Source organism: Streptomyces sp. NPDC050546 (assembly GCF_044457425.1).
Classification (GTDB): Bacteria; Actinomycetota; Actinomycetes; order Streptomycetales; family Streptomycetaceae; genus Streptomyces.
The window spans coordinates 612796-639468 of the sequence record NZ_JBITGX010000001.1 but is presented as its reverse complement, the minus strand read 5'-3'; the positions used below and the strand labels follow the sequence as shown (position 1 = coordinate 639468).

Genomic DNA, 26673 nt, shown 5'->3' with positions numbered 1-26673 from the left:
CATGGCCGGTGTCATCTCCACCCCGGTCGCCGGCACCGAGCGGCCCAGCGCCGTCACCGCCCGCGACCTCGCCCGGGCCACCGCGACCCGCCAGCGGCGCGGCTCGCGCTTCAAGATCTGGGCCGGGTCCGTCTGCACGGCCCTCGTGGTCCTGCCCGTCGCCCTGGCGAGCCTGCTGCCCCTGCCGGAGGCCAACGCCCAGGACCTCTCCGAGCGCAGGCTGCCGCCGCTCAGCGCGGGGCATCTGCTCGGCACCGACCAGCTCGGCCGCGACCTGCTGTCGCGCATCCTGCACGGCGGCCAGGTCTCCCTGTCGGTCGGCGTCCTCGCGGTCCTGGTGTCCGGGCTGATCGGCATCGTCGCCGGGGCGGCGGCCGGCTTCTTCGGCGGCTGGGTCGACGCGCTCGTCTCCCGCTTCCTGGAGGCCCAGCTCGCGCTGCCCCTGCTGATGATGCTGCTGCTCGTGGTCGCCCTCTTCGGACCGTCCGTCACCGTCATCACCTGCGTGATCGCCGTCGCCCAGTGGCCCGAGGTGGCGCGGCTGACCCGCTCCCTCGTCCTGGTCGAGCGCGAGAAACCGTACGTCGCCGCCGCCCGCGTGCTGGGCCTGCGCGGCTGGCAGATCCTCACCCGGCACGTCGTGCCCAACGTCGTACGGCCGGTGAGCCTCGTCGTGCTGCTCCTGCTCGCCCAGGCGGTGCTGCTGGAGAGCGCGCTGAGCTTCCTCGGCGCCGGACCGCAGCGGCCGTTCGCCACCTGGGGCCGGATCATCTCCGACGGCCAGGCCTACATCACCACCTCGTGGTGGCTGGTCACCCTGCCCGGCCTGGTCATCGCCCTCCTCGTGGTCGGGGTCAACCTGCTGGGCGACGGACTGCGGGACCGCACCCGCCGCCGGAAGGGAGCCGGAGCATGAGCACCGAGACACCCCTGCTGGACGTCCGTGACCTCCAGATCGAACTCATCACCGCGCACGGCGTCGTCCGGGCCGTCGACGGCGTGAGCTTCACCGTCGGCCGCGGCGAGACCGTCACCCTGATCGGTGAGTCCGGATCCGGTAAGTCGACCACCGCGATGGGCGTACTGCGCCTGCTGCCGGAGGGCCTCGCCGTACTGTCGGGCAGCGTCCGCGTCGGCGGCCGGGACGTCGTCGCCGACCCCGGCGCGGCCCGCGCGATACGCGGCCGGACGGTGTCCCTGATCCCGCAGGACCCGATGACAGCCCTCAGCCCCGTCCACACCATCGGCCGGCAGCTCGGCGAGGCGATCCGTCTGCGCCACCCCGAACTGTCCAGGGCCCAGGCCCGCGAGAAGGGCGTCGAACTGCTCGCCCAGGTGCGCATCACACGCCCCGAGACCCGCTGGAAGTCCTACCCCCACCAGTTCTCCGGCGGCATGCTGCAACGCATCCTCATCGCCATCGCCCTGGCCGGGGATCCGGAACTGCTGGTCGCCGACGAGCCCACCTCGGCCCTCGACGCGACCGTGCAGGCCAGCGTCCTGGACCTGCTGATGGAACTCCAGGAACGCACCGGCATCGGCATGCTGATGATCACGCACGACCTGGGCGTGGCCCGGCTGGTCTCCGACCGCATCCACGTCATGAAGGACGGCCGCTTCGTCGAGTCCGGCCCGGCCGAACGCATCGTCGGCGAACCCGCCGAGCCCTACACCCGAGCCCTCCTCGCCGCCGTGCCCCGCCTCGGCGCCTGGGACGAGGACGAGACCTCCGTGCGAGGAGCCACCCCATGACCCTGCTCTCCGTAGAGGACCTGGTCGTCGAGTACCCGACCCCGAGCGGCCCCTTCCGAGCCGTCGACCAGGTCGGGTTCCGGCTCGACAAGGGCGGCTCGCTCGCGGTCGTCGGCGAGTCCGGCTGCGGCAAGTCGACCCTCGCCCGTGCCCTGGTCCGGCTGCTCACGCCACGGTCCGGCCGTATCGTCCTCGACGGCACGGACATCGCCACCCTCCCGGAGCGGAAACTGCGACCGCTGCGGCGCCGCGTCCAGATGGTCTTCCAGGACCCCTACGGCTCCCTCGACCCCCATCTGACCGCCCAGCAGATCGTGGCGGAGCCGCTGCGCCTCGGCGGTGCCTCGGACCGCGGCGAACGGGCCCGCCGTGCCGCCGAACTGCTCGACCAGGTCGGCCTGCCCCCGTCCGCCCTGGAACGCCGCCCGGCCGACTTCTCCGGCGGCCAGCGGCAGCGCATCGGCATCGCCCGCGCCCTCGCCTCCCGGCCCGACCTGCTGGTGTGCGACGAGGCGACCTCCGCGCTCGACGTCTCGGTGCAAGCCCAAGTGCTCGCACTGCTCAGGGAGTTGCAGGAGGAGACCGGCATCGCCTACCTCGTCATCGCGCACAACCTGGGCGTGGTGCGCGAGATGAGCACGGATGTCGTGGTGATGCGGGCCGGCCGTGTGGTCGAGGCCGGGCGGACCGAGACGGTCCTCGCCGCTCCGTCCGACCCCTACACCCGCGCGCTGCGCCGCGCCGCACTCGACCCGACCGCCATTCAAGGCGTGAAACCCCGCCGCGTACTGGAAGGAAGCTCCTCGTGACCACCCGCCTCACCCTGCCGAACACCACCGTCCCGCTCTCGCGGCTGGTGCTCGGCACCATGACCTTCGGCGACACCGTCGACCGCGGGGGAGCGGCCTCCATGCTGGACGCCGCGCTCGACGCGGGCATCACGGGCGTGGACACCGCGAACGGCTACGCGGGCGGCGAGAGCGAGCGGCTGCTCGGGGAGCTGCTCCCGGGCCGCCGGGACCGGATCGTGCTGGCCACCAAGGCGGGCATCCCGCACCCCGACCAGGGTGACCACGCGCCCCTGTCGCCCGCCGGACTGCGCGCCGCGCTCGACGGCAGCCTCAAGCGGCTCGGGACCGACCACGTCGACCTGTTCTACCTGCATCAGCCGGACCGTGCGACACCGGCGGCCGAAACCCTGGCCACCGTCGCCGAGTTCGTCACCGAGGGGAAGATCGGCGCTCTCGGCGTGTCCAACTACGCGGCCTGGCAGATCGCCGAACTCACCCGCACCGCCGACGAGGTGGGAGCCCCGCGCCCGGTCGTCGCCCAGCAGCTGCACAACCTCCTCGCGCGGCGCATCGAGGAGGAGTACGTCGAGTACGCGGTCGTGACGGGCCTCGCCACGATGGTCTACAACCCGCTCGGCGGCGGCCTGCTCACCGGCCGTCACACCTTCGAACAGGCCCCGGACAGCGGCCGTTTCGGTGATTCCAAGCTGGCCGCCATGTACCGGCAGCGCTACTGGAACGAGGACCTGTTCCGCGCCGTCACCGACCTCACCCGTATCGCCTCCGACGCGGGCCTGCCGCTGACCGCCCTGGCCTTGCGCTGGCTGCTGGACCGCCCCTCCACCGACGCACTGCTCCTCGGCGGCTCCAAGACCGAGCACCTGCTCGCCAACATCGCCGCCGCCACTGACGGTCCGCTGCCCGCCGACGTCACCGCGGCGTGTGACGAGGTCGGCGCCCGGCTGCGCGGCCCGATGCCCGCCTACAACCGCTGACCACGCCACGCCCCCACAGTTACGGAGACCTTCCATGGCAACCGGCCGCACCCCAGCCGAGTTCACCGCCGCCCTGCGCGCCCGCGAGCAGCTCATCGGCTACTGGTCCCTGCTCGACTCACCCATCGCCGCCGAACGCCTGGCCCGCCTCGGCTACGACTACCTCGCCTTCGACGCCCAGCACGGACTCTTCGGCTACCAGGGCATGCTCAACAACCTTCTGGCCACCGACACCAGGGGCAGCACCGCCGTCGGCATGGTGCGCGTGGAGGCCAACGACCTCACGTACATCGGCAAGGCCCTGGACGCGGGCGCGACCGCCGTCATCGTCCCGCTGATCGACAACGCCCAGGACGCCGCCGACGCCGTCGCCGCCGTCCGCTACCCACCGCTGGGCCGCCGCTCCTACGGACCCATGCGCTCCCAGCTCCGCATCGGCCCCGACCCCGCCGACACACACGCCCAGACCGCCGTCCTCGCCATGATCGAAACCGCCGACGGCCTCGCCAACGTCGAAGAGATCTGCGCCACCGACGGCCTCGACGGCATCTACGTCGGCCCCTCCGACCTGCGCCTCGCCCTCGGCGGAGCCACCTCCACCGACCCCTCCCTGCAGGAGGAGTTCGAGCAGGCCCTGGCCCGCGTCAGCAAGGCGGCCGAGGCGGCCGGCATCGCCGCGGGCATCCACAACCCCGACGGCGCGAGCGCCGCCCGCCGCCTGGCCCAGGGCTACACCTTCGCCACCGTGGCCTGCGACCTCATCCATCTGCAACAGGCGGCCGCCGGCCACCTGAACGCCGCACGTCAGGCGGGCGAGGCCCGATGACCACCCCCGACGGCACCCTGCGCCCCCACCCCGACCAGCCGGGCCGCGCCGAGACCCACCTGGCCGCTCCCGCCGTGCAGAACCACGCCGCCAACCTCACCGTCCTGCCCGGCGGCGACCTGGGCTGTGTCTGGTTCGGGGGAACCCAGGAAGGCGTCGCCGACATCTCGGTGTGGTTCTCCCGCCTCGCCCAGGGCGCCGACACCTGGTCCCTGCCCGTGCGGCTCTCCGCCGACGACACCCGCTCCGAGCAGAACCCGCTGCTGTTCCCCGCTCCTTCGGGCGAGCTCTGGCTGCTGCACACCGCACAGCGCGCCGGCCACCAGGACACGGCCGAGGTCCGGCTGCGCGTCAGCCATGACGACGGCGCCACCTGGGGCCCGGCCCGCGTCCTGTTCCCGGCCACCGAGCAGGGCGGCGTGTTCGTACGCCAACCGGTCGTCCAAGTCCCCTCCAGCGAACGGCTGTTGCTCCCCGTCTTCCGCTGCGTGGCCACGCCCGGCACCGCCTGGTCGGGGGACCGGGACACCAGCTCCGCCATGATCAGCGACGACGGCGGACGCACCTGGCGCGAACGCCCCGTCCCGGGCAGCACCGGCCTCGTCCACATGAACATCCGCCCGCTGTCCGACGGTTCACTCCTGGCCCTCTTCCGCAGCCGTCGCGCGGACGCCGTGCACAGCAGCGTGTCGTCCGACGGCGGCGAGACCTGGAGCGAACCGCGCGCCCTGGACCTGCCGAACAACAACTCCTCGATCCAGTACACCGTGCTGGCCGACGGCAGGCCTGCCCTGGTCTACAACCACAGCAGCGCGGCCGACGCCGTCGCCCGCAGGGTCTCGCTGTACGACGAGATCGACGACGGGGGAGTGGCGGGGACACCGGCACCTTCGGCAACCGCCCCCGCGGGCGACGCGTTCTGGGGCGCCCCCCGCGCTCCGCTCTCCCTTGCCCTCTCCCCGGACGACGGACGCACCTGGCCGCTGCGCCACGACCTCGAAACCGGCGACGGTCACTGCCTGACCAACAACTCCCGCGACGGCCTCAACCGCGAGCTGTCCTACCCCTCGCTCGCCCAGACGCCGGACGGCACCCTCCACATCGCCTACACCCACCACCGGCGCACCATCAAACACATCCGCCTGGACGGCGACTGGCTGAAGCGGGAGTTCCCGGCCTGATCACCGAGGGTCGGACTCCTGCTGCGTTCCGCGTTTTGGATCAGCCCTTCCCCTGCGCTGCACCGGTGCTGTACGGGCGCTAACCGGCCGCCCGCGACAGTGGCATCACCGGCTCCCACCAGGGGAGCGGCGATCACAGGGGACGGCTACATGGGTACCGCCGGAGCACCACAGCGCAGGGCCATACTCACCGGAGGGCTGGCTGCCACCACCGCGGCTCTGCTCACCGCCTGTTCGTCGAAGACGGACGACACGACCAAGGGGACGGCTGCGGCCGCGAGCGCTTCGCCCTCGCCCGCGGCCGCAGCCCGGCCGGACTCGCCCCGGGCGGCGTTCGCGCGGCTGATGGACGGCAACAAGCGCTGGGTGGACGGCACGCTCCAGCACCCCGACCGCGACCCGAAGCGACGCGAGTTCGTCGCCGAGGAGCAGAAGCCCTACGGCGTGATCCTGTCGTGCATCGACTCCCGGGTCCCGCCGGAGCTGCTCTTCGACACCGGGCTCGGCGACCTCTTCGTGATGCGCACCGGCGGACAGGTCGTGGGACCGGTCGTCGTCGGCTCCGTGGAGTACGGTCCGATGACGTCCGGCACCCCGCTCATCGTGGTCCTCGGCCACCAGCGCTGCGGTGCCGTCAAGGCGGCGTACGAGGCGCTGCGTGACGGCGAGGAACTGCCCGGCAACCTCCAGTCGATCGCCGACGCCCTCGAGCCGGCGTACACGGAGACGGCCAGGGGCAAGCACGCCGACCCGGTCGACGCCATGACCCGCGTCCACATCAAGCAGACCGCCGCCGGCCTGCGTTCCAACAAGGACCTCGCCCCGATGGTGAAGAAGGGCGATCTGGCCGTCGTCAGCGCCTACTACTCGCTCGACACCGGCCGGGTGGACGTCCTCACCGGGGCGCCCTCCGCCTGATCCAGGGCCTGACCGGATCCGATTCGGAGACCACGGAGACCGGGCGGGAAAAACGTTCCACGCCCGGTCACGTTATACTTGCGGCGCTCAAGGAGGCCGCCGTCGTGCCTGGTCGCACGGCCGCAACAGCGAGGGGGTGGACGCCGTTCCGGCACGCCCCGCCCGCATCCAGGACGTCGCGGCCGCCGCCGGCGTCTCGGTGTCCACGGTGTCGAACGTGCTCAACCGGCCCGAGCGGGTCACCGCACGGACCGCCGAGCGCGTCCGCGTCGCGGTCGCCGAACTCGACTACGTCCCCCACCCGGGAGCGGCGGGCCTGCGCACCGGCCACTCCTCCGCCATCGGGCTCGTGCTGCCCGACGTCACCAACTCCTTCTACGCGCGCATCGCACGCGGCGCTGCCGACGCGGCCTACGACCACGGCTACTCCCTCGTCCTCTGCCACAGCGGCGACGCCCCGGAGCGGGAACAGGGCTACTTCAGCATGCTCGCCGAGCAGCGGGCCGTCGGCGTGGTCGTCGTGCCGCTCAGCGCCGACCCGGGGCGTCTTGCCCGGCTGCGCGAGCGGGGCATCCCGCTGGTCCTGGCCGACCGGGCGATGCCCGACCGGGAGGGCTGCTCGGCGTCCGTCGACGACATCGCGGGCGGCCGTATCGCCGTACAGCACCTCCTCGACAGCGGAGCGCGCGACATCCTCGTCGTCAACGGTGAACGCGGCATACGCCAGTGCGCCGACCGCTACCAGGGCGCCCGGCAGGCCGTCCGCAGCCGGCGCGAGGCACGGCTGGACCAGGTCGTCGCCGAGCGGATGACCATCGCCTACGGCACGCAGATCGCGCGTGAGCTCGAGTACCTGCCCGACGGGGTCTTCTGCACCAACGACTTCCTCGCGGCCGGCCTGTGCCGGGGACTGACCGAGCGGGGCGTGCGCATCCCCGAGGACGTGCAGGTGGTCGGCTACGGCGATCTCGACGTCGCGAGCTTCGGGGCGACGACCCTGACGACGGTCCGGCAGCCGGTCGAGGACCTCGGCCGGGCGGCCGTGGAGATGCTGCTCGACGAGATCGAGGCCCGCGCGGACCACCTCCACGAGACCCGCGTCTTCGCCCCCGGCCTCGTCCTGCGCGAATCCACCCGGCCGCCCGCCGGCGATCAGACCTAGGTCCTGTCTTCAAATCCCCCTCGTCGCCCGAAGGGCGGCCCCGCGGCGTCCGGTGCAGCGAGAGTGCGTGCCGGGCGTCGTGGGGCAGAGGGGGATTTGAAGACAGGGTCTAGGAGGGCAGCCGCAGCGTCACCGGCCCCAGCAGCCCCGACGACAACTGGGAGTCGAAAGCCCAGGCGGTCGGTGTGGCCTCCGCGAGATACGGCGCCAGCGTGCCCCGGACCGTCACCTCCACCCGGACGGTCCGCCCGGCGGCACCGCGCAACGGGAAACGGTATGGCGCGCAGAACGCCTCACCGGCGAACTCCCCGTCGACCGACACCTCCACACTGCCCCGGACCCGCCCGAGATCCAGCACGGGATCGGGCCCCGGCGGCACCTGAAGCGCACGCGCGTACGTCACACCGCCGCTCCAGCTCCCCAGCCCCAGCTCACGCCAGCCACCGAGCGGCAGCGGCGCCGGTACGGTCCGCACACGCACCGGCCCTCGCCAGGCCGAGCCGCCCCGCAGTACCGCCGTCGGCTCGGTGACCACCTCGACCGGCGTGGGCGCCGGAAGTGGCTGACGCAGTGTCAGCCGATGTCCGTCCAGTGGCGATTCCGGCCCGTCCCCGACCCGCACGCTCGCGGGAAGCGCCAGCGGCAGCTCGAGCGACACCGTGCCCGCCGGTACGGTGAACCGGAAGCGCTGCGGGGCCGCGTGGACATCGTCCGTGGACCGTGACGGCCAAACGGTGCCGGCGAGCACCGGCCGGCCGGTGAGCCACCCGGTGTCCGGCAGCGGATGCGGCCGTACCACGGCGTGGCAGTGCCGCAGCTCGCCCCGCCTGCGCTCGTCCTCGACGGTCCGCCCCCGCCACGCGCCCGTCCAGGCCTCCCAGCCGGCGCCGCTGACCAGGGCCGTCACCCCGGCCCCCGACCGCACCACCAGGTCGACGAACACCGAGTCCCGGGCGTCGGCACTGCCGGACACGACCTCCAGGGTGTGCTCGCCCGCCCCGAGCGCCGGTTCGTGGCGGAAGAACTGCGGTACGGCGCCCCAGTCGGCCTCGTAGTACTCCACCTTCTCCTGCCGCGCCACGACGTCGCCGTCGAGCAGCACGGTGACCGCCGAGGCGGCACCCACCACGAGCACCGCCCGCGCACCCTCGCCCGGGACCCGCAGCCGCGCGCGGTACGTCACCCCGCCGTCCGGCCGCACACCCTCCGGCGGGCGCATGAACCGTGGACGCGGCCCGAGCCCGCCCGGCGCGGAGAGGCAGAAGAAGCTGCCCAGCGGTGTGCCGTCCTCGGCCGAGATCGTCGAGGGACGGCTCTGGGCGTCGGACAGTTCGTACTCGAGCACGTTGCGGGCGCGGGTCACCGTGATCGGGGCGGACGCCAGGTACCCGTCGCCGTCCGGGTCCAGCGGCTCGCCGTTCCACCACACCCGCTTGCGGGCCTCCGCGCCGACCTGCAGTTCGGCGGGCCCCCGGTGATCGGTCTCCACGATCGTCCGGACCCGGGCGGCCGTCGCCCCGACCGGCACGGGCACGCGGACGAACTCCTCGTTCACCAGCCCCTTGAGGCCGAGCGGCCCGCCCGGGTCCGGGATCCCCCGGCTCGACGAGTACACGGCGACGTCCCAGCCCGCGTCCGGCGGTACGAGGGGCAGCTCGCCCGCCAGGACGCGTTCGGCGCGTTCGGCGTCCAGCGGCTCGGGCACCTGGCCGACGGGCACCGGGGGCAGGACACGGACCCGGTTGCCGTAGGTGGCCCGGATCCGCTCCCACACCGTGCCCTCGCTCCACTCCATGGTCCGGAGCTGCGGCTCGTCCACGGACGTACCCGGGGGCAGTGCCAGATCGCCCCAGGTGTTGTCCAGGGTGGGGACCAGGCGGCCGTGCCAGCCGGCCGAGAGGTCGAGCACCCGGTCGGGCGACTCCCGTTCCGGCGGCGTCGGTGCCGGGCGGCCTTCACGCCACACGACCAGCGCCGCGGGGGCGCCGTCCAGCGGCACCTCGATGGTCGAGACGGTGCCGTCGGCGGAGTCGGAGCGGGCGACGCGCGCGGGACGGCGGGAGCCGGTCGCCGGGTTCCACACCTCGGCCTCGGCGACCGCGGCCCGCACGGTGACGGACGACGCGCCGACGGCGACGCCCGGCGTGGAGGTGCCGGCCCGCAGCGGATGCGCGCCGATCTCCGGGAAGGCCGCCGTGACCAGCGCCACCGCCTCGTCGCCCTGCCTCCTGACGAGCAGCGGCACCTCACCGGTCGCGTACCCTGCCGGGTCGGCCACCGCCACCGCACCGGCCTCCGGGTCGCGCACCCGCTCCAGCCGTGGATGGGCCAGCAGGGCCGCCACCACCGCGTCGTCACCGGACCGGCCCGCGGCCGAACCGGGCGGACGCCCCACGACCACGACCCGCCCACCCGCGTCGAGCAGTTCGGCCAGCCGCCGCGCCGTCTCCTCCTCCAGCACGCTCGCCGAGGGCAGCAGCAACGTGCGGTACGCCAGGTCCCTGATGCGCAGGGCGCCGTCGGTGGCCTTGGCGCGCTGGACCGAGTCGTCGTCGACGACGTCGAAGGAGATCCCGTGCCGGTCCAGGCTGCCGACGCGCGGGGCGAGCCAGTTGTTAGTGCCGCACAGGTCCAGGTAGTGGCGCTGCGTCTCGTCGGCGTCGGCATGGCCGTCGCCCAGCCGGCCGTCGCCGAAGTGCCGGACCGGCGCGTCCAGCGGAATGAGCGCCTGCATGGTCGCGGTCGGGTGCAGGACCGCCACGTCGGCCGCGTAGCTCCCCCAGGACATGATCGAGCAGATCCGGGCAACGGCACGGGAGAACGCCGGGTACTGCTTCCAGTAGGGCTGGCGCCAGTCGGTGGACGGCGGCGCCCACTCGAACCAGCCGCCCGCCGTGCCGAAGTAACTGGCGTGCGGGTTGTACAGATTGGCGCCGCTGCGCAGGAACGGCAGCAGCCAGTGGTAGGTGTCCTCCAGCGTGCCGCCCCAGCCGGAGGAGTGGAACGCCTCGATCCACACCCGTTCGTGGCCGTAGAGGTGAGCCATGGAGGAGTGCACCTTGGCGTCACCGTGGTGGTCGCTGCCGGCGGCGCTGTACCAGCGGTGGGTCCGGAAGTAGTCGGTGTAGATCTGCGTCGACTGCGCCGGGTACCCCGCGCGGGCCGGGTGGCTCTGGTCGCTGCCGAGCAGCAGACCGCGCTCCCGGTGCCAGTCGGCGAGGGGCCGGAACAGGGCCTCCTCGGTGAGCTCCGCGCGGACCGCGTAGTAGTCGGCGCGGATCTCGCCCTCGGGCACGGTGGCGTTCGTCCCGAACAGGGCCGGCAGATGGTCGAGCAGGTCGTAGCCGCGCCGGGCGCGGAACTCGTCGGCGAAGCGGTGGCTCCACGCGTTGGTGCCCGGCAGTTCGTCCTGGAAGCTGCCCGCGATGACGGTCCCCAGGTACTCGGGGACCCGGCGGTCGTACTCGTGGTGGACGGTGTCCATCAACAGGTCCACGGCGTGCGGGTCGAGGTAGTCGAACGCCGTGGGGACGGTGGTGACGAGCCGCACCGCGGTTCCGTCGGCGGCCGCGACACCCACGGGGCCCGGGCCGTCCGTGGCCAGGTCGAGGCGCCGGCCCTGCCGGGTGTACGCGGCCAGCGGGGTCTCGGCAGCACCGACGGTGACCGTGCCCCGGGCGACGGTGACGTCGTGACAGCGCAGCGCGCGGCCGGCCGCCTCGGGATGACGCCGTGTCACACCGCCCTGCACATTGGCGCCGGAGAACCCGATCTGGTCGTAGAACCACAGGCGCGTGCCCAGTTCCGCGGCGATCTCGCAGGCGTCGGTGAAGCGCGCCCACCACTCCTCGCCGAACCACGCCGGATCGTCGGCCCGGGCACCGAACGTCGGGCCGGCCGGGGCCAGGTTGATCACGACGAGGTTGTGGACACCGCCCTGCGCGAACGCCCGCAACTGCCAGGCGAGGCGCTCGCGGGTTACCTTCGCACCCGACCACCACCACAGGGGCGTGGGGCCGAAGTCGCGGGGCGGGTCGTCGAACAGGCGCTGGAGCGCGGGGGAGAGCACGGGCACGGTCCTTCCCCTGAAACGTTTTTAGGCCATCTTCACCGTAAGGGACCTGGCAGGGTGACGCCATAACCGCGCACGGTGGCGACGACTCCGACGCCATGTCAGGCATCTGCGCGCGACATCTTGTTGCAACGTTTTTCTCGCCCTATATTCACTGCGACCAGGCCCCCGGAACCGCGATGTCACCAGACGACGGAGTCGCAGCATGGCCGGTACCCGCCCCATCCCGAAACAGCTCTGGAAGGCCGCCGCCCTGTCGGGCATGGCCTCCTATCTCGATGCCGGGCTGATCGTCAGCATCTCCGTCAACCTGGCCATCTACCGCGACAGTTACGACATGGGCGTGTGGATGGCCGGTGCGATCAGCGCGATCGTCACCGGCTGCATCGCCGTCGGGTCCCTGGTCGGCGGACGGCTCGCCGACCTCTTCGGCCGCCGCCGCGTCTACAACTGGGACATCTTCTGCTTCGCCCTCGGCGCGATCGTCATCACGCTGGCCCCGGACGACATCACGCTGCTGATCGGCGTCCTCGTCGCGGGGCTCGCGGCCGGCGCCGACCTGCCGACGTCCCTGGCCGTGGTCTCGGACGCCGCGCCCTCCTGGGCCCGGGGCAGGCTCGTCGCCTTCACCCAGGTCATGTGGATGCTGGGCATCGCCGTCGCCATCGCCCTCGGCTTCGTCCTGTCCACCTCGGGCATGACCGGGGCCCGGCTCATCACCGGCCAGCTGGCCGTAGCCGCGCTCGTCACCTGGGCCTTCCGCTCCCGGCTGAAGCTGCCCGACGAGCCGTCGGAGACCGAAACGGACGCGGCCCCGCAGGGTGTCTCCCTGAAGAACATCTGGACGCGCGCCGCCCTGCTGCCGATGACCGCGACCTTCGTCTTCTACGTCACCTGGGGCCTCGGGGCCAACACCTTCGGCCAGTTCGGCACCTATCTGCTCGTCACCGTCAGCGACGCCTCACAGAGCCTGGCCACCGGAATCAACCTGGCCGCCATCCCGATCGGGGTGCTGCTGACCTTCGCCTTCGTGCGCTTCGCGGACACCCCCTGGCGTGACCGGCTGTTCCATGTGGCCGCGGTCGTACAGATCCTCGCCTTCGTCATCGCGTCGCTGACCGCGGGCGCGCTCGTCGGCATGCTCGTCTTCTTCGTCCTCTACCAGCTCTCCAACCCCTTCGCCGGGGAGGCGAACTACAAGGTGTGGTCGCAGCTCACGCTGCCCGCCGACACCCGGGGCACCACCCAAGGCCTGACCTACGCCCTGTCGCGGGGAGTCTTCGCGGTCGCCGCGTTCTTCACCCCCGCCCTCGCCGACCACAGCCCGGCCGTCCTGCTCTGGACGATCACCGCCTGTATGACGGTGGCGGCGTTCGCGGGCGTGTTCATCATCCGCGTCCTGGTGCCGCGTTCCTCCCCTGCCGTGCCCGACAGGGCGAGCCTGCGCATCCCCAGCACCTGAGCAGCAGACCCGACAAGGAGCACCGACCATGGCAACGACCGCCGACCGCGGGGCCGTACGGACCACCGCCCTGCACGACCTGCTCCCGCCGGTCACCCGGCGCCGCACCCGGATCGGACTGGTCGCCGGCGGACTGGGCACCTACTGGCCGCAGTTCCCCGGGCTCCTCCCGCAGCTGAAGGAGTCGGCCGCCTATGTCGCCGAGCGGTTCCGGGGAATGGACGCGGAGGTGACCGACGCCGGATTCGTCTCCGACGCGCAGGAGGGCGCCGAGGCCGCCGAACTGCTGCGCCGGGCCGACTGCGATCTGATCGTGCTGTTCCTGACGACGTATCTGACGTCGTCCATGGTGCTGCCGATCGCGCGGCGCTCGCACACGCCCGTCCTGGTCATCGACCTCCAGCCGACCGAGCGGATGAACCACGCGACCTTCGACACGGGGGACTGGCTGGCCTACTGCGCCCAGTGCTCCGTCCCCGAGGTGGGCAACGTCTTCCGGCGCGCCGGGATCCCCTTCCGGTCGGTCTCGGGATGGCTGCGCCAGGAGTCCGCCTGGCGGCGCATCGAGCAGTGGATCCGGGCCGCGCACATCCGCGCGGCGCTCCGGCACGCCCGGCACGGCCTCATGGGGCACGTGTATCCCGGCATGCTCGACGTGCAGACCGATCCGACGCTGCTGGCCACGACGTTCGGCTCGCACGTGGAGGTGCTGGAGTTCGACGACCTGCGGCACCGGGTGGAGCGCGTGAGAGAGGCGGAGACGAAGGAGCGCATGGCGCTCGCCCGGCAGGTCTTCACCCTCGACGACAGCGTGGTGGACGAGGACTTCGCCTGGGGCGCGACCGTGTCGGTCGCACTGGACCGCCTCGTCGAGGACTTCGGGCTCGACACCCTCGCCTACTACCACCGCGGCCTCGACGGCGAACTGCACGAGCGGCTCGGCGCCGGCATGATCCTGGGCGCCTCCCTGCTCACCGCCAGGGGCGTGCCCGCTGCCGGCGAGTACGAACTGCGCACCAGCGTCGCCCAGCTCGCCTCCCAGAGCGTCGGCGCCGGCGGCTCCTTCACCGAGATCCAGGCCCTCGACTTCGAGGACGGCGTCGTGGAGATGGGCCATGACGGACCCGCCCACCTCGCCGTCAGCGCCCGCGACCCCCTCTTGCGCGGACTCGGCGTCTACCACGGCAAACGCGGCTGGGGCGTGAGTGTCGAGTTCGACGTCCGGCACGGGCCCGTCACCCTGCTCGGCCTCGGCCAGGACGCCGATGGCAGCCTGTCCTTCATCACCTCCGAGGGCACCGTCGTCCCCGGACCGCTGCTGGAGATCGGCAACACCACCAGCCGCGTCGACTTCGGCCGCGATCCCGGCGAATGGGTGGACGCCTGGAGCGCCACGGGCGTCGGCCACCACTGGTCTCTCGCGGTCGGCCATCACGCGGCCGACTTCCGGGCCGCGGCGAGCCTGCTGGGCATCGAGCACCGGGGCGTCTGACGGGGAGATGGGTGTCGTCCCCGCCCGGAGATGGGTGCGGGCACCGATGGTGACGCCACCGGTGTGCGTGTGAGGCTGGCAGCGTCGCCGAGGCTTTCGTGCCGGTTGTCATGGCCGTGGCCTCGGTCCCCGCCGAGAGGCGGACGACGCTGCCCGTTCAGAGCCCCCCCTCGAAGGAGGAGCCCCTATCCATCCCCGCAAGGTGAAACGATCCGCCCACCGCGCTCCCACGAAGGCGGTGACCCGTGGGACACGCTGACAGCCTCCTCGCCATGGGCGGTGCCTTCCTGGCCGCCGCCTTCCTCGCCCGCCTCGGCGGCAGGATCGGACTCCCGACGATCCCGCTGTTCATGCTCGCGGGCATCCTGCTCGGCCCGCACACCCCGGGCCTGGTCATCGTCGAGGACGCACACGACTTCGAGATGCTCTCCGCGCTCGGACTGGTGCTGCTGCTGTTCTACCTGGGCCTTGAGTTCCACCTCGACGACCTCAAGAGCGGCGGCCGGCGCCTGCTGACCGCGGGCGGGATCTATCTGCTGCTCAACGTCGGCGCGGGTCTGGCCTTCGGGTTCGCCCTGGGCTGGGGTGTCCGGGAGGCGCTGGTGCTCGCCGGTGTCCTCGGGATCTCCTCGTCCGCCATCGTCACCAAGATCCTCATCGACCTGGGCCGCATCGGCCGCCCGGAGACCCGTCTCATCCTGGGCGTCATCGTGGTCGAGGACATCTTCCTCGCGCTGTACCTCGCAGCGCTCCAGCCGGTCATCAGCGGCGCCCAGGGCGTCGGGGACATGGTCCTCCAGGGCGCCAAGGCCTTCGGCTTCCTGCTGGTCCTGGCCGCCGCGGCCCGCTACGGCACGAAGCTCGCCGGGCGCCTGATCGCGACCCGCGACAGCGAACTGCTCGTCATCACCTTCCTCGGCGCGGCCGTCCTCGTGGCGGGAGTCGCCGAGGTCCTCGGAGTCGCCGACGCCATCGGCGCGTTCATGGTCGGCCTGATCCTGGCCGGCACCCCCTCCGGCCCGCGCATCCGGGAACTGGTGCATCCGCTGCGCGACGCCTTCGCGGCGATCTTCTTCTTCGCCTTCGGTCTCTCCATCGACCCCGGCGACATCCTGTCCGTCGTCGGCCCGGTCGCCGCGGCCGCCGCGCTGACCGTCGTCATGAACATCATCGCCGGACTCCTCGTCGCCCGCGTGTACGGCTACGGGGCCGAGCCCGCCGCCGAGATCGCCACCACCCTGGTGGCCCGCGGGGAGTTCGCGCTGATCCTGGCCGCCATGGCCGCCAGCGCCGGACTCGACAACCGCCTCGCCCCGTTCATCGCCGGATACGTCCTCGTCCTCGCGGTCCTCGGCCCCATCGCCGCCGGCCGCTCCGCCCTGCTCGCCCGCGCGCTCCGGTCCGCCCAGGACCTCCTGCCGGGCCGCACGGCCCCGTCGTACGACATCGAGCCCCCAAGCGACCCCGCAGCGCCCGCTCCCCAGCCCGCCGAGGCCGAGCGCTAGCGGCCTCCGCCTCAGGGCTTCGCTCTCAGGGCTCGATCAGCCCGACACGGATGGCGTAGCGCGTCAGCTCCAGACGGTCCTTCAGGCCGAGCTTCTGGAGCAGATTGGCGCGGTGCCGCTCCACCGTCTTGGGGCTGATGACCAGCAACTCGGCGATCTGCTGCGAGGTGTGGCCCTCGGCGACGAGCTTGAGGATCTCCTCCTCACGGTCGGTTATGGCCCGGGAGGGCGGTGCGCCGCCCTCCCGGACGCGGTCGAGGTAGTCGCGGACGAGAGCGTCCACGGCACCGGGATACAGGAAGGGCTCGCCCCGCATGGTGGCCCGGCACGCCTCGACCAGGTCGCGGTCCGCGACGGACTTGAGCACATAGCCCGAGGCACCGGCACCCAGCGCCTCGAAGAAGAACTGCTCGTTGTCGTACATGGTCAGGATGAGGATCCGCGTCCCGGGGCAGGTCCGGGACAGCTCCCGGGCGGCCTGGAGCCCCGTCAGCCGGGGCATGGCGATGTCGAGAACGGCCAGATCGGGCCGGTGCTCGCGGGCCCGGGCGACGGCCTCGGCACCGTCGTCCGCCTCGGCGACCACGGTGAGGTCGGGTTCGGCGTCCAGGATCAGTCGGACGCCGCGCCGCACCAGGGCGTGGTCGTCGGCGAGCAGGATGCGCGTGGGGGAGTCGGTCATGGCCGTCCGTTCCGGTCGGGATCGCGTACGGGCACGGGGACGGTCAGGCGTACTTCGGTGCCCTTCTCCGGGCCGGGGCCCAGGCTGAGGTCGGCGCCGACGAGCAGGGCACGTTCCCGCATGCCGCGGATGCCGGCCCCCTCCGGCGCGTCACCGGTGCCCCGGCCGTCGTCACGGACGCACAGCTGCACGCCCGTCCCGGTCCGCCGCAGGGCGAGCTCGACGTGCCGCGCCCGCGCGTGCCGGGCGACATTGGTGAGCCCCTCCTGCGCGACCCGGTAGAGGACGAGCTCGGCCTCCGGACCGAGCGGTGGCAGATCCGCGTCCAGACGGTGCCGTACGGACAGACAGGGCCCGCCGAAGTCGGTGACGAGGGACTTCAGCGCACTCGCCAGACCGAGTTCGTCCAGCACACCGGGGCGCAGCCGGCGGGCGATACGACGGATCTCGTCCAGACCGGCCCGGGTGGTCTCCTGCACCTGGCGCAGCTCCTCCAGCAGGTCGGGCGGCGCATGACCGGCGACCCGCTTGAGTTCGAGCAGAACGGCCGTGAGGGTCTGACCGACCTCGTCGTGCAGCTCCTGGGCGATCCGGCGCCGCTCGGCCTCCTGGGCGGACAGGACCCGGGCACTGCTCGTGGCCCGCTCGTCCTCCAGCCGGTCCAGCATGGTGTTGAAGGTAGTGATCAGCTCGGCGACCTCCGCCTGCCCGCCGACCGCGGGACGCCGCCCCGGACGCAGCAGGTCGGTCGTCGTCATGGCCCGCGTCAGACGCTGGAGCGGGGCGAGCCCGACCCGCAGCAGCAGGGCGTTGGCGACGAGCATCGCGGCCAGCCCCACCGTCAGCACCGCGGCCTCGGTGAGCAGCACCGGCGTGGAGACGGTCACGGGCCCCAGCAGCAGCGCGGTCGCCGTGATCAGCACCAGGGCGTTCAGCAGGAAGATCCGCCAGAACAAGGGCACCGCGTACCGCCTCCACCGACCTGTCCGCCTCCGTCATCCCTCCAGCGTGTGCGCTGCCCGGCCCCGCCGCCATCCGTGACACCACCCATCCTCGAGGCGAACACCGGCCTCCCGGCACGGCGTTCGTACAGTGCGGGCACCGGGAAGGATGAGGGTGGGGCCTGATGGCGGCAGCCGCTGGAGGGGGGAGAAGCTGAAGCCCTGGTGAGACCGGCCGCGCCGCGCGTCGGCGGGCTGTCTCCCTCCGCACCGTCACGTGGCCCGACACCCCAGGACCCGCCATGGCCTCGGCCGTGCCGTGCCCTGCCCCGAAGCGCTGCCGGGTTCCGGGAAGGAGAGGCCGTGCCCCAGTCCGGAGACGAACGTCTCGTCGACCTCGAAGCGCGACTCGAGCGGGAGGACCCCAGATTCGCCCGTGCCCTGCGATCCGGCCGCCCGGCCCGGCCCCGGGAGTACCGGCGTACCGGAGCCTGGTGGGCACTGGCACTCGGCGTGGCCGTCCTGGGCTCCGGCATCGCCCTGGCCCAGGGGCTGCTCATCGCGGCCGGGCTGGTCGTGGTCGGCATGTCGGCCCAGCTGGTCGACCCGGACCCGAACCGCCTGGGGCGTCAGGGCCCCTGGCGGCGGTGACGCCACGGTGAGCGGTGTGGCCGTTGCGCCAGGCGTGTGACGGCAGCCGGGCCCCTCCGGAACGGACCGGCCACGGCCCTGGGAATGCCGCCGTCAGAGTGCGGTCGTAACCCGTGTGAACGTCCTGGATGGTGGGACGGCCCGGCATGACTGACGGTGGTTCACGTCGAGGCCGGGTCTCCTGAGCTGGCGTGGCGTCAGCTGCCCGGGCCGCGACGGAAGGACTACCGATGCGCTCTGCCCGCATTCTGCTCGCGACGGCGACCGCCACGGCGGCCCTCGCGATCGCCGCACCCACCGCCTGTGCCGAGGCCATGGGTGACCGGGACCACGACACCACTTCTAGCAGCAAGGAGCACCACAGAGACGGCAAGCACCACGAGCCGCGCGGTGGGGTACACACGGGTGGCGGAGCGCTGGCCGCTGTGAACGCCGACGACGACTGGGACAACCCCAAGCACGACCCGGACACCTACAAGGACGGCGAGCGCGGCGAGGACCCCTGGGGCGACAAGCACGACGACCCCTACGGGGACAAGCGCGACAAGGACTGGAACGACAAGCACGACGAGAACGGCAAGCACGACGAGAACGGCAGGCACGACGAGCACGGCAAGCACGACAAGCCGCGCGGCGGTGTCCACACCGGTGGTGGCGCACTGGCCGGGCCGGCTGTCACCGCCGGCGGTCTCGCCGTGCTCGCGGTGGCCGGTACCGGCGTGTACGCGCTGCGACGCCAGAGGGGCTCGCGGGGCACGGCATGACCGATGCCTGACCACATAGCCGCCGTGGCCGCCGCACGTGCCCCTCGCGTCGCGGCGGCCCGGCTCGTCGTCCCCGCGTGTCGTGCCCGCTGCCCTGCCCGATGCGCTGCCGTGCCCTAATGAGGTGGTCCCCGATGGCAGCCAGTCCCCCTACCCCTGCCGACTCAGGCCCCGAGCCGCAGAAGTCGAAGCGGCGATTCCGCACCGCCGTGACGGCCTTCTGGGCGGTGGCCGCCCTGGTCCTGACCCTGTGCCTGGTCGGTGGCGGCGACGAGTCGTCCGACACCGCGGGCCCGCACGCCCCGCCGGCCGAATCGGCGGCCGCGCCGTCCACGTCCGCGGGGCCCTACCGGCCTGGATCGTCCAAGGCCCGCCCGCGTCTGCCCCGGTCCCGGCCGGTCCGCCTCCTCATTCCCAAGATCGCGGTCGACGCGCCGTTCACCGGCCTCGCCATCGACCGTTCGGGCCAGCTCGCACCCCCGCCGCCCGACGAGACCAACCTCGTCGGCTGGTACGCCAAGGGCCACTCGCCCGGAGAGACCGGCACCGCGATCATCGCCGGGCACGTGGACACCGCGACGTCCCTGGCCGTGTTCGCCCGGCTCGGCGAGCTGCGGAAGGGCGACCGGTTCCATGTGGTGCGAGCCGACCGCCGCCGGGCGACCTTCGTGGTCGACGGAGCGGAGTCCTTCGAGAAGGACGGCTTCCCCAGCGAGCGCGTCTACGGCGACACGGCCGACGCCCAGGTCCGGCTCATCACCTGCGCGGGTGACTACGACCGCAAGGCCCGCGACTACACCGAGAACCTGGTGGTGTTCGCCCACCTCGTCTGACTTCCGGGTCCCCGGCCTGACTTGGTGTTTTACAGTTGCAGCCACGATTTCAGGCGACTGTGGGACCTGTGAGGTATACGCGAACCATGACGACCGAAACGTTTGAGTTCCAGGTAGAGGCCCGTCAGCTGCTCCAGCTGATGATCCACTCGGTCTACTCGAACAAGGATGTCTTCCTGCGGGAACTCGTCTCCAACGCATCCGACGCGCTCGACAAGCTGCGTCTGGAGAAGCTGCGGGACGACTCGCTCGACGCCGACGTGTCGGATCTGCACATCCGGATCGACGTCGACAAGGAGGCCCGCACCCTCACGGTGCGGGACAACGGCATCGGAATGTCGTACGACGAGGTCGGGCGGCTCATCGGCACCATCGCCAACTCGGGCACCGCCACCTTCCTCCAGGAACTGAAGGAGGCCAAGGACGCGGCCGGGGCCGAGGGGCTCATCGGCCAGTTCGGCGTCGGCTTCTACTCCGGCTTCATGGCGGCGGACGAGGTGACGCTGGTGAGCCGGCGGGCCGGGGAGGGCCAGGGGACCCGCTGGACGTCGCGCGGCGAGGCCACGTACACGCTGGAGAAGGTCGACGACGCGCCCCAGGGCACGTCCGTCACGCTCCACCTCAAGCCCGCGGACCCCGAGAACCAGCTCCACGACTACACCTCGCCGTGGCAGATCAAGGACATCGTCAAGCGGTACTCGGACTTCATCACCTGGCCGATCCGGATGGTCCCGGAGGCGGGCGACGGCGACAGCGCGCCCGGGCCCGAGACGCTGAACTCCATGAAGGCCCTGTGGGCGCGCTCGCGCGACGAGGTCTCCGACGACGAGTACCACGAGCTGTACAAGCACATCAGCCACGACTGGCGCGAGCCGCTGGAGACGATCCGCCTCCAGGCCGAGGGCACCTTCGAGTACCAGGCCCTGCTCTTCGTCCCCGCGCACGCCCCGCACGACCTGTTCACACGGGACTTCAAGCGCGGCATCCAGCTCTATGTGAAGCGCGTCTTCATCATGGACGACTGCGAGGAGCTGCTCCCGCCGTACCTGCGCTTCGTCAAGGGCGTCGTCGACGCGGCGGACCTCTCGCTCAACGTCTCCCGCGAGATCCTCCAGCAGGACCGGCACATCCGGATGATGCAGCGCCGGCTGACCAAGAAGGTCCTGTCCACGGTCAAGGACTTCATGACCAAGGACGCCGACCGCTACGCCACGTTCTGGCGCGAGTTCGGCACCGTCCTCAAGGAGGGCCTGGTCACCGACTCCGAGAACCGCGACGCCATCCTCGCCGTCTCCTCCTTCGCCAGCACGCATGCCGACGACGAGCCGACCACGCTGGCGCGGTACGCGGAGCGGATGAAGGACGGCCAGGAGGACATCTACTACCTCACCGGCGAGTCCCGGCAGAGCATCGAGAACTCCCCGCACATGGAGGCGTTCCGCGACAAGGGCATCGAGGTCCTGCTGCTCACCGACGCCGTCGACGAGGTGTGGGTTGACGCCGTCGGCGAGTACGAGGGCAAGCGGCTGCGGTCCGTCGCCAAGGGTGAGATCGACCTGGACGCCCAGGGGGACGAGAAGGCCGACGAGGAGCGGGAGAAGCAGGCCGAGGACTACGCCGGGTTGCTCGGCTGGATGCGGGAGCAGCTGGGCGAGGACATCAAGGAGGTGCGCCTGTCGGCGCGGCTCACCGTCTCTCCCGCCTGTGTCGTCGGGGACGCCCACGATCTGACCCCGGCGCTGGAGAACATGTACCGGGCGATGGGCCAGGAGGTGCCGCGCGCCCAGCGGATCCTCGAGCTCAACCCCGGCCACCAGCTGGTGAAGGGCCTGAACCAGGCGTACAAGGAGCGCGAGGACCGCTCGGGCCTCGTCGAGTCGGCCGAGCTGCTGCACACGCTGGCGGTGCTCGCCGAGGGCGGCCAGCCCAAGGATCCGGCCCGTTTCGTCAAGCTGGTGGCGGACCGCCTGGAGCGCACGCTGTAGGCACGGGACGGATCACGGACGGGGATCCACGGGACGGATCCCGGACGGGGATCCACGGGACGGATCACGGACGGGGATCCACGGGACGGATCCCGGACGGGGATCCACGGGAGGGATCAGGGATGGTCCGGCGCGCCCGTCGCCCGCGCGCCGGGCGGGGGCGTGCCGGTGCCCGGCGGGACGATCTCGCCCTGGACCACCCGCGGCGCGGTGCCCGACCCGGACTCCTCGTCCTTCGCGGCGCGTGCCTCGGCCTTGAGGATGCGCGCCGACTTGCCGGCGGAGCGGGCGAGTTCGGGGAGCTTCTTCGCTCCGATCACGGCTATGACGACGATGAGGATGATCGCGATCTCGCTCAGTCCGAACATGGTGTCCTGTCCTTTCCCGCCCGGGCCGGGCACGGCGCGAGCGTATCGGGCGGGGAGGACGGCGTCATCGCCGCCTCGGGTGGCGGGGCCAGCTGCCCGCGCAGGTGGGGCAGCACGCCGAGGTCGAGCAGCGCCTGCCGCCAGGCCAGCCGGGCGTGCTCCACACGGCCGGCCGTAGGCGCTCCGCGTCGTCCCAGGGCCGTGCGCAACAGCGCGGCCAGGGCGAGGAGGCCGGTCACGGCGGCCACGAGCGCCAGGGTCCAGCCGGCCGCCAGGAGCGATCCGGGCAACGGCCCGGGGGCGTCGGCCACCTGGAGCAGGCCGCCGAGCAGGAGCAGCACCCCGGCGGAGGTGGCCGCGACGAGGGGCGTGAGCACCGCGAGGGCCGGCAGCAGACTGCCGGTGCCGAGCGGGCCCCGCCCTTCGAACCACGCCTCGTGCCGGGCCGCCCTCCGTACGGTGAGATAGGCGCGGTACGGCTCGCCGGCCGCCGCCGCGATGTCGTCGGCGTGGGCCAGTGCGTGGGCGCGCAGACGTGCGGCCGTCCGGCCGGTCGGGTCGGCGCCGAGGGCACCGCGGATGTCCGCGGTGCCCAGCGCCAGGTGCAGTACCGCTTCGAAGTCCGCGCGGTCCTCGGGGCGGAGGCGGGACGATTCGGCCACGTGGTCTCCTGGTCGGTTTGCTGATGCGGCCGCCGGGCCCTGCCGTGCTTCGGCGGGCCCGGCGGTGCGGTCGGTCCGTGTCAGACGCTGACGCCGAAGTCGGAGGCGATACCGGCGAGGCCGGAGGCGTATCCCTGGCCGACGGCACGGAACTTCCATTCCTCGCCGTGCCGGTAGAGCTCGCCGAAGACCATCGCCGTCTCGGTGGAGGCGTCCTCGGACAGGTCGTAGCGGGCGATCTCCTGACCGCCGGCCTGGTTGACGACCCGGATGAACGCGTTGCGGACCTGTCCGAAGCTCTGGCCGCGGTTCTCGGCGTCGTGGATGGACACCGGGAACACGATCTTTTCGATCGCGGCGGGCACGGCGGCGAGGTTCACCTTGACGGTCTCGTCGTCGCCCTCGCCCTCGCCGGTGAGGTTGTCGCCGGTGTGCTCGACCGAGCCGTCCGGGCTCTTCAGGTTGTTGTAGAAGACGAAGTGCTGGTCGGAGGGGACCTTGCCGGAGGCCTCGAGGAGCAGGGCGGAGGCGTCCAGGTCGTAGTCCGTGCCGGTGGTCGTGCGGACGTCCCAGCCCAGGCCGACCAGTACGGCGGTGAGGCCAGGGGCCTCCTTGCTGAGCGAGACGTTGCCGCCCTTGGACAGGGAAACTCCCACGGGGTACTCCTTCTTGACGTGTGCGTTCCGGGTCCCGGAAGCGAACCCAGCTAAAATCTACAACACTGTAGAAGGTAACGGGTGTGGTCCCTCGGATCTATACGATGTGCCCACGGGCAACGCAGGGCGGTGGAAGGGAGGCAGGGCGGTGACGGATCCCCGGCAGCGTCCCCGGCGGGGGCAGGGCGAGCTGGAGGCGCTGGTGCTGGAGGCGCTGCGGGAGGCGGACGGTCCGGCGACGGCCGGGTGGGTTCAGGAACGCCTCGGCGGTGACCTCGCGTACACGACGGTGATCACGATCCTGACCCGGCTGCTGGGCAAGGGCGCGGTCACCCGGGAGCGGGTCGGCCGGTCCTTCGTCTGGACGCCCGCCTCGGACCAGGCGGGCCTGGCCGCGCGGAAGATGCGCAAGGTGCTGGACGCCGAGAGCGACCGCGAGGCCGTGCTGGCCAGTTTCCTCACCGGCCTCGGCCCGGACGACGAACGGCTGCTGCGTGACCTGCTGGATCAGGCCCATGACGAGGGGGAAGACTGAAGCCTCATGGGGGTCTTCGTCTTTATGCCACTGGTGCTGCCGCTCACGGCATGGCCGGTCGCCCGCCTGGCCGAACAGCATCTGCATCCGCGCACCGCGACCCGTCTGCTGACCGCGATGGCGGCGGTGCTGGCGCTGTGCAGCACCGTGTGCCTGGGCCTGGTCATGGTGGTCGGCACCGCCCAGCTCCCCGGCAACCCGCTGCCCGACGGCTGGTCGGACCCCGAGGTGCGGGCGGCGGTGCCGTACGACGAGATCGTCGGCAAGGCCGCGATTCCCGCGCTGTGCGCGGTGGTCGTCGCCTGCGGCCGGACCCTGTGGCGGCACGCCCGGGTGCGCCGCCGCGCCCACCGCGCACTGGCCGGGCTGCCGGACACGGAGGTGGCCGTACTGCCGGACGCCGTGCCGTACGCGTACGCGCTGCCCGGAGGCAGGAGCGGTGGTGCTCCGCGTGGCGGTGCCGGTGGTGCTGCCCGTGGCCGGCGCGCGGGGCGCGTCGTGGTGACCACCGGGTTGCTGGACCAGCTGCGGTCGGCCGAACGCCGGGCCCTGTTCGCCCATGAGCGGGCGCATCTTGCCGCCCGGCACGACCGGCTCCTGCTCGCCGTGCGGCTCGCCGCCCGGGCCAACCCTTTCCTGCGGCCGCTGCGCACGGCCGTGGCCTACACGGCCGAGCGGTGGGCCGACGAGGAGGCGGCCCGGACGATCGGCAGCCGCCGCACGGTGGCGCGGGCGATCGGCACGGCCGCCCTCGTCTCCCGGGGCACCCCGGCGCCCACGCTCGCTGGACTCGCCGCCCCCGGGCCGGTGCCGCGCCGGGTGGCGGCCCTGCTCGGCCCCGCACCCGCCGTCCGCACCTGGCCCTCGGTGTTCACCTCGGTCGGCCTCGCGGCATGGGGCGCGGCCGCGGGAACGGCCGTGTCGGCGATGTCGTCCGCGAACTCCGCCGTCACGATGGTGCTCATCCTGCACGCGGCGACGCCTCTGTGAGGTGCCCTGGTTTCACTTGGGGGCTCGCGCCCTGGCCCCGTCGCCCGGAGCCGGGGCCCGAGGTGTGGCTGGTGCAGCTTCGGTAGTTGGTGCCGAGGTGGCCAAGAGTTGTTGGCCGTTGGCGTGTGCGGGTTGTGTGTGGCTGGTCGCGCAGTTCCCCGCGCCCCCAAGAAGGGCACCTCGCCTGTCCGGTCCGGGGTAGGCGGTTGGGGACCTGAGCCGGACCGGTGCCCGAGGCGCCCGCTGTCCCCCCCCTGGACGGCCCCGAGGACTCCCGCTCCGGGCCAGGCGATGGTCCGGGAAGTCTCTCCGCCGGACCCGCCCCCGGGAGTCGGCAGCCCGGGGTGTCGTGCCCTGCGCGGGCGCCGGGTCGGCCCGACCAGACTGGCCGGCCCGGCCTCGGCCCCGTCTCAGGCCTCCTCTTCCTCCTCGCCCTCGAAGAAGTCACCGACCTCGTCGACGACTTCGCCGGCGACCATGCCGCCGACGACTCCGACGGCGAGTCCGGCCGCACCCGCGGCGACGGCGGTTCCCATGCCCGGGCCGGAGCGGTGGCCGTCGTGGCCATGGCCGGCCGGGCTGAACGCGGCGGGGGAGCCGAAGCCGACGGGGGAGCCGTACGACGCCCGGTGCCCGACGAGCTGCTGGATCCAGCCGTCGACGATCGCGGCCCAGTCCTGCTGCTCGACACCCTCGTGGGAGACGTTGAAGCGGGTGAGCGCGTCGTGGCCGGACGACAGGAAGCCGCCGCGCTTGTCCGCCTCCAGCACGACCTCCATGCCGCCCGGACTCGCCAGGAACGTCAGCTCGATCTCGTTGACCTGCTGCGCGTACCGGGGTGACGGGACGAGCTCGATCTCCTGGTAGAAGGGCAGTTGCTGGCCGGTGCCGCCGATGCGCCCGTACTCGAGGTCGGCCGACTTGAAACCGAACCCGAGCCCGCCCAGGGCCTCGAGCACGGCCTCCTGCACCGGCAGCGGCGTGACGATCAGCTGGTCCAGATCGCCCTTGTCCTTCGCACCCGCCACCGACAGCTCGGTGCGCACGCCGAGGACGACACCCAGGCTCTGCCCGTGCAACTGGGTGGCCGGTGTCTCCCACGGCAGGGTCACGCTGAACGGCACGCCGCGCTGCTCGCCCTCGGCGAGCCGGAAGCCGCCGCCGACGGTGAAGCGGTCGAAGGTGACGGCCCCCTCGCTCTCGCCGCCCTCGTGCTCGGCCTCGACCCGGGCCACCAGCTCAAGGGTGATGCCCTCGATGTCGAAGTCCGCTTTTCCGCCCACGAGTTGAACCTGACCGGTGAGCGTGCCGCCGGGCCGGACGGGAGCCGGGTCGAGGACCGTGTCGACGGTGGGGCCGCCCACGCCGATCGCGCCGAGCAGTCGTTTGAACACCATGGTGGCGTCCACTCCTTCACATGCGTGTACTGACGTTCTGCAAGAATCTCTAC

24 protein-coding genes are annotated in these 26673 nt (G+C 72.4%); 17 read left to right on the top strand and 7 right to left on the bottom strand.

The genetic code is table 11. The features are described 5' to 3' along the window. Position 1 precedes the first annotated feature (1 nt). The 8 genes from ACIBK5_RS02850 (at position 2) to ACIBK5_RS02815 (ending at position 7625) form a co-directional block, all read left to right on the top strand. The gene (locus tag ACIBK5_RS02850; RefSeq protein WP_399015448.1) at positions 2-916 is read left to right on the top strand and encodes an ABC transporter permease; all 915 of its coding nucleotides are present in this window, start codon (positions 2-4) and stop codon (positions 914-916) included. Then, the gene (locus ACIBK5_RS02845) at positions 913-1752 is read left to right on the top strand and encodes an ABC transporter ATP-binding protein (protein WP_399015446.1); all 840 of its coding nucleotides are present in this window, start codon (positions 913-915) and stop codon (positions 1750-1752) included. Before ACIBK5_RS02850 ends, ACIBK5_RS02845 begins: the two co-directional genes overlap by 4 nt. Beyond that, positions 1749-2561 (top strand): ATP-binding cassette domain-containing protein, encoded by an 813-nt coding sequence (locus ACIBK5_RS02840; protein ID WP_399015444.1) that lies wholly within the window; start codon positions 1749-1751, stop codon positions 2559-2561. The genes ACIBK5_RS02845 and ACIBK5_RS02840 overlap by 4 nt, the downstream gene beginning before the upstream one ends. Next, entirely contained in the window at positions 2558-3538 is a 981-nt protein-coding gene (locus ACIBK5_RS02835) for an aldo/keto reductase (protein WP_399015442.1), read from the top strand. The genes ACIBK5_RS02840 and ACIBK5_RS02835 overlap by 4 nt, the downstream gene beginning before the upstream one ends. Positions 3539-3572: 34 nt before the next feature. Beyond that, positions 3573-4364 carry an HpcH/HpaI aldolase/citrate lyase family protein gene (locus ACIBK5_RS02830; protein WP_399015441.1) on the top strand — a complete coding sequence of 264 codons (792 nt, stop codon included), beginning with the start codon at positions 3573-3575 and terminating at the stop codon, positions 4362-4364. Next, a complete protein-coding gene (locus ACIBK5_RS02825; RefSeq protein WP_399015439.1) occupies positions 4361-5545 on the top strand; it encodes an exo-alpha-sialidase in 1185 nt (394 codons plus the stop codon). Before ACIBK5_RS02830 ends, ACIBK5_RS02825 begins: the two co-directional genes overlap by 4 nt. Positions 5546-5695: 150 nt before the next feature. Beyond that, a complete protein-coding gene (locus ACIBK5_RS02820; protein ID WP_399015437.1) occupies positions 5696-6463 on the top strand; it encodes a carbonic anhydrase in 768 nt (255 codons plus the stop codon). Positions 6464-6599: 136 nt separating this feature from the next. Then, entirely contained in the window at positions 6600-7625 is a 1026-nt protein-coding gene (locus ACIBK5_RS02815) for a LacI family DNA-binding transcriptional regulator (RefSeq protein ID WP_399015435.1), read from the top strand. A gap of 109 nt (positions 7626-7734) precedes the next feature. Here the strand turns inward: ACIBK5_RS02815 and ACIBK5_RS02810 are convergent, their stop codons facing one another. Next, positions 7735-11694, bottom strand: a complete 3960-nt coding sequence (locus ACIBK5_RS02810) for a glycosyl hydrolase (RefSeq protein WP_399016218.1) — start codon at positions 11692-11694, stop codon at positions 7735-7737. A gap of 208 nt (positions 11695-11902) precedes the next feature. On the opposite strand from ACIBK5_RS02810, the gene ACIBK5_RS02805 reads away from it, so the two are divergent. The 3 genes from ACIBK5_RS02805 to ACIBK5_RS02795 all read left to right on the top strand — a co-directional run bounded on the left by ACIBK5_RS02805 (position 11903) and on the right by ACIBK5_RS02795 (position 16156). After that, the gene (locus tag ACIBK5_RS02805; protein ID WP_399015434.1) at positions 11903-13159 is read left to right on the top strand and encodes an MFS transporter; all 1257 of its coding nucleotides are present in this window, start codon (positions 11903-11905) and stop codon (positions 13157-13159) included. Positions 13160-13187: 28 nt separating this feature from the next. Then, complete coding sequence (locus tag ACIBK5_RS02800) at positions 13188-14651, top strand: arabinose isomerase (RefSeq protein ID WP_399015432.1); 1464 nt, start codon at positions 13188-13190, stop codon at positions 14649-14651. A 245-nt stretch (positions 14652-14896) separates the two neighbouring features. Next, positions 14897-16156, top strand: a complete 1260-nt coding sequence (locus ACIBK5_RS02795; RefSeq protein ID WP_399015430.1) for a cation:proton antiporter — start codon at positions 14897-14899, stop codon at positions 16154-16156. Between the two features lie 25 nt (positions 16157-16181). On the opposite strand, the gene ACIBK5_RS02790 is transcribed toward ACIBK5_RS02795, so the two are convergent. Beyond that, a complete protein-coding gene (locus tag ACIBK5_RS02790; protein WP_399015428.1) occupies positions 16182-16838 on the bottom strand; it encodes a response regulator in 657 nt (218 codons plus the stop codon). Next, positions 16835-17800 carry a HAMP domain-containing sensor histidine kinase gene (locus ACIBK5_RS02785; RefSeq protein WP_399015426.1) on the bottom strand — a complete coding sequence of 322 codons (966 nt, stop codon included), beginning with the start codon at positions 17798-17800 and terminating at the stop codon, positions 16835-16837. Before ACIBK5_RS02785 ends, ACIBK5_RS02790 begins: the two co-directional genes overlap by 4 nt. A 342-nt stretch (positions 17801-18142) precedes the next feature. Here ACIBK5_RS02785 and ACIBK5_RS02780 point away from each other — a divergent pair, with 342 nt between their 5' ends. The 4 genes from ACIBK5_RS02780 (at position 18143) to htpG (ending at position 22012) form a co-directional block, all read left to right on the top strand. Beyond that, the gene (locus ACIBK5_RS02780) at positions 18143-18430 is read left to right on the top strand and encodes a DUF3040 domain-containing protein (RefSeq protein WP_399015424.1); all 288 of its coding nucleotides are present in this window, start codon (positions 18143-18145) and stop codon (positions 18428-18430) included. A 230-nt stretch (positions 18431-18660) separates the two neighbouring features. Further along, a complete protein-coding gene (locus ACIBK5_RS02775) occupies positions 18661-19194 on the top strand; it encodes a hypothetical protein (RefSeq protein WP_399015422.1) in 534 nt (177 codons plus the stop codon). Positions 19195-19328: 134 nt separating this feature from the next. Continuing rightward, entirely contained in the window at positions 19329-20027 is a 699-nt protein-coding gene (locus ACIBK5_RS02770) for a class F sortase (RefSeq protein ID WP_399015420.1), read from the top strand. Between the two features lie 86 nt (positions 20028-20113). Beyond that, positions 20114-22012 (top strand): molecular chaperone HtpG, encoded by a 1899-nt coding sequence (gene htpG, locus ACIBK5_RS02765; protein WP_399015418.1) that lies wholly within the window; start codon positions 20114-20116, stop codon positions 22010-22012. Between the two features lie 116 nt (positions 22013-22128). Here the strand turns inward: htpG and ACIBK5_RS02760 are convergent, their stop codons facing one another. The 3 genes from ACIBK5_RS02760 to ACIBK5_RS02750 form a co-directional block, all read right to left on the bottom strand. Beyond that, entirely contained in the window at positions 22129-22380 is a 252-nt protein-coding gene (locus ACIBK5_RS02760) for a twin-arginine translocase TatA/TatE family subunit (protein WP_399015416.1), read from the bottom strand. Beyond that, complete coding sequence (locus tag ACIBK5_RS02755; RefSeq protein WP_399015414.1) at positions 22368-23042, bottom strand: hypothetical protein; 675 nt, start codon at positions 23040-23042, stop codon at positions 22368-22370. The genes ACIBK5_RS02760 and ACIBK5_RS02755 overlap by 13 nt, the downstream gene beginning before the upstream one ends. An 80-nt stretch (positions 23043-23122) precedes the next feature. Next, positions 23123-23698: a TerD family protein gene (locus ACIBK5_RS02750; RefSeq protein ID WP_399015412.1), complete on the bottom strand. Its 576-nt coding sequence runs from the start codon at positions 23696-23698 to the stop codon at positions 23123-23125. A gap of 148 nt (positions 23699-23846) precedes the next feature. On the opposite strand from ACIBK5_RS02750, the gene ACIBK5_RS02745 reads away from it, so the two are divergent. Together ACIBK5_RS02745 and ACIBK5_RS02740 are read left to right on the top strand one after the other, a co-directional pair. Further along, entirely contained in the window at positions 23847-24233 is a 387-nt protein-coding gene (locus tag ACIBK5_RS02745; protein WP_399015411.1) for a BlaI/MecI/CopY family transcriptional regulator, read from the top strand. A gap of 6 nt (positions 24234-24239) precedes the next feature. Beyond that, the gene (locus ACIBK5_RS02740) at positions 24240-25223 is read left to right on the top strand and encodes a M56 family metallopeptidase (protein WP_399015408.1); all 984 of its coding nucleotides are present in this window, start codon (positions 24240-24242) and stop codon (positions 25221-25223) included. 410 nt (positions 25224-25633) lie between these two features. Here ACIBK5_RS02740 and ACIBK5_RS02735 read toward each other — a convergent pair whose 3' ends face one another. After that, complete coding sequence (locus ACIBK5_RS02735) at positions 25634-26620, bottom strand: sporulation protein (RefSeq protein WP_399015405.1); 987 nt, start codon at positions 26618-26620, stop codon at positions 25634-25636. Between the last annotated feature and the right edge of the window lie 53 nt (positions 26621-26673).

Bases quoted from the DNA above. Each gene is read 5' to 3' on its own strand.
- ACIBK5_RS02850 (WP_399015448.1), top strand. From the start codon at position 2: ATGGCCGGTGTCATCTCCACCCCGGTCGCCGGCACCGAGCGGCCCAGC.
- ACIBK5_RS02845 (WP_399015446.1), top strand. From the start codon at position 913: ATGAGCACCGAGACACCCCTGCTGGACGTCCGTGACCTCCAGATCGAA.
- ACIBK5_RS02840 (WP_399015444.1), top strand. From the start codon at position 1,749: ATGACCCTGCTCTCCGTAGAGGACCTGGTCGTCGAGTACCCGACCCCG.
- ACIBK5_RS02830 (WP_399015441.1), top strand. From the start codon at position 3,573: ATGGCAACCGGCCGCACCCCAGCCGAGTTCACCGCCGCCCTGCGCGCC.
- ACIBK5_RS02825 (WP_399015439.1), top strand. From the start codon at position 4,361: ATGACCACCCCCGACGGCACCCTGCGCCCCCACCCCGACCAGCCGGGC.
- ACIBK5_RS02820 (WP_399015437.1), top strand. From the start codon at position 5,696: ATGGGTACCGCCGGAGCACCACAGCGCAGGGCCATACTCACCGGAGGG.
- ACIBK5_RS02805 (WP_399015434.1), top strand. From the start codon at position 11,903: ATGGCCGGTACCCGCCCCATCCCGAAACAGCTCTGGAAGGCCGCCGCC.
- ACIBK5_RS02800 (WP_399015432.1), top strand. From the start codon at position 13,188: ATGGCAACGACCGCCGACCGCGGGGCCGTACGGACCACCGCCCTGCAC.
- ACIBK5_RS02790 (WP_399015428.1), bottom strand. From the start codon at position 16,838: ATGACCGACTCCCCCACGCGCATCCTGCTCGCCGACGACCACGCCCTG.
- ACIBK5_RS02775 (WP_399015422.1), top strand. From the start codon at position 18,661: ATGCGCTCTGCCCGCATTCTGCTCGCGACGGCGACCGCCACGGCGGCC.
- ACIBK5_RS02770 (WP_399015420.1), top strand. From the start codon at position 19,329: ATGGCAGCCAGTCCCCCTACCCCTGCCGACTCAGGCCCCGAGCCGCAG.
- htpG (WP_399015418.1), top strand. From the start codon at position 20,114: ATGACGACCGAAACGTTTGAGTTCCAGGTAGAGGCCCGTCAGCTGCTC.
- ACIBK5_RS02760 (WP_399015416.1), bottom strand. From the start codon at position 22,380: ATGTTCGGACTGAGCGAGATCGCGATCATCCTCATCGTCGTCATAGCC.
- ACIBK5_RS02740 (WP_399015408.1), top strand. From the start codon at position 24,240: ATGGGGGTCTTCGTCTTTATGCCACTGGTGCTGCCGCTCACGGCATGG.
- ACIBK5_RS02735 (WP_399015405.1), bottom strand. From the start codon at position 26,620: ATGGTGTTCAAACGACTGCTCGGCGCGATCGGCGTGGGCGGCCCCACC.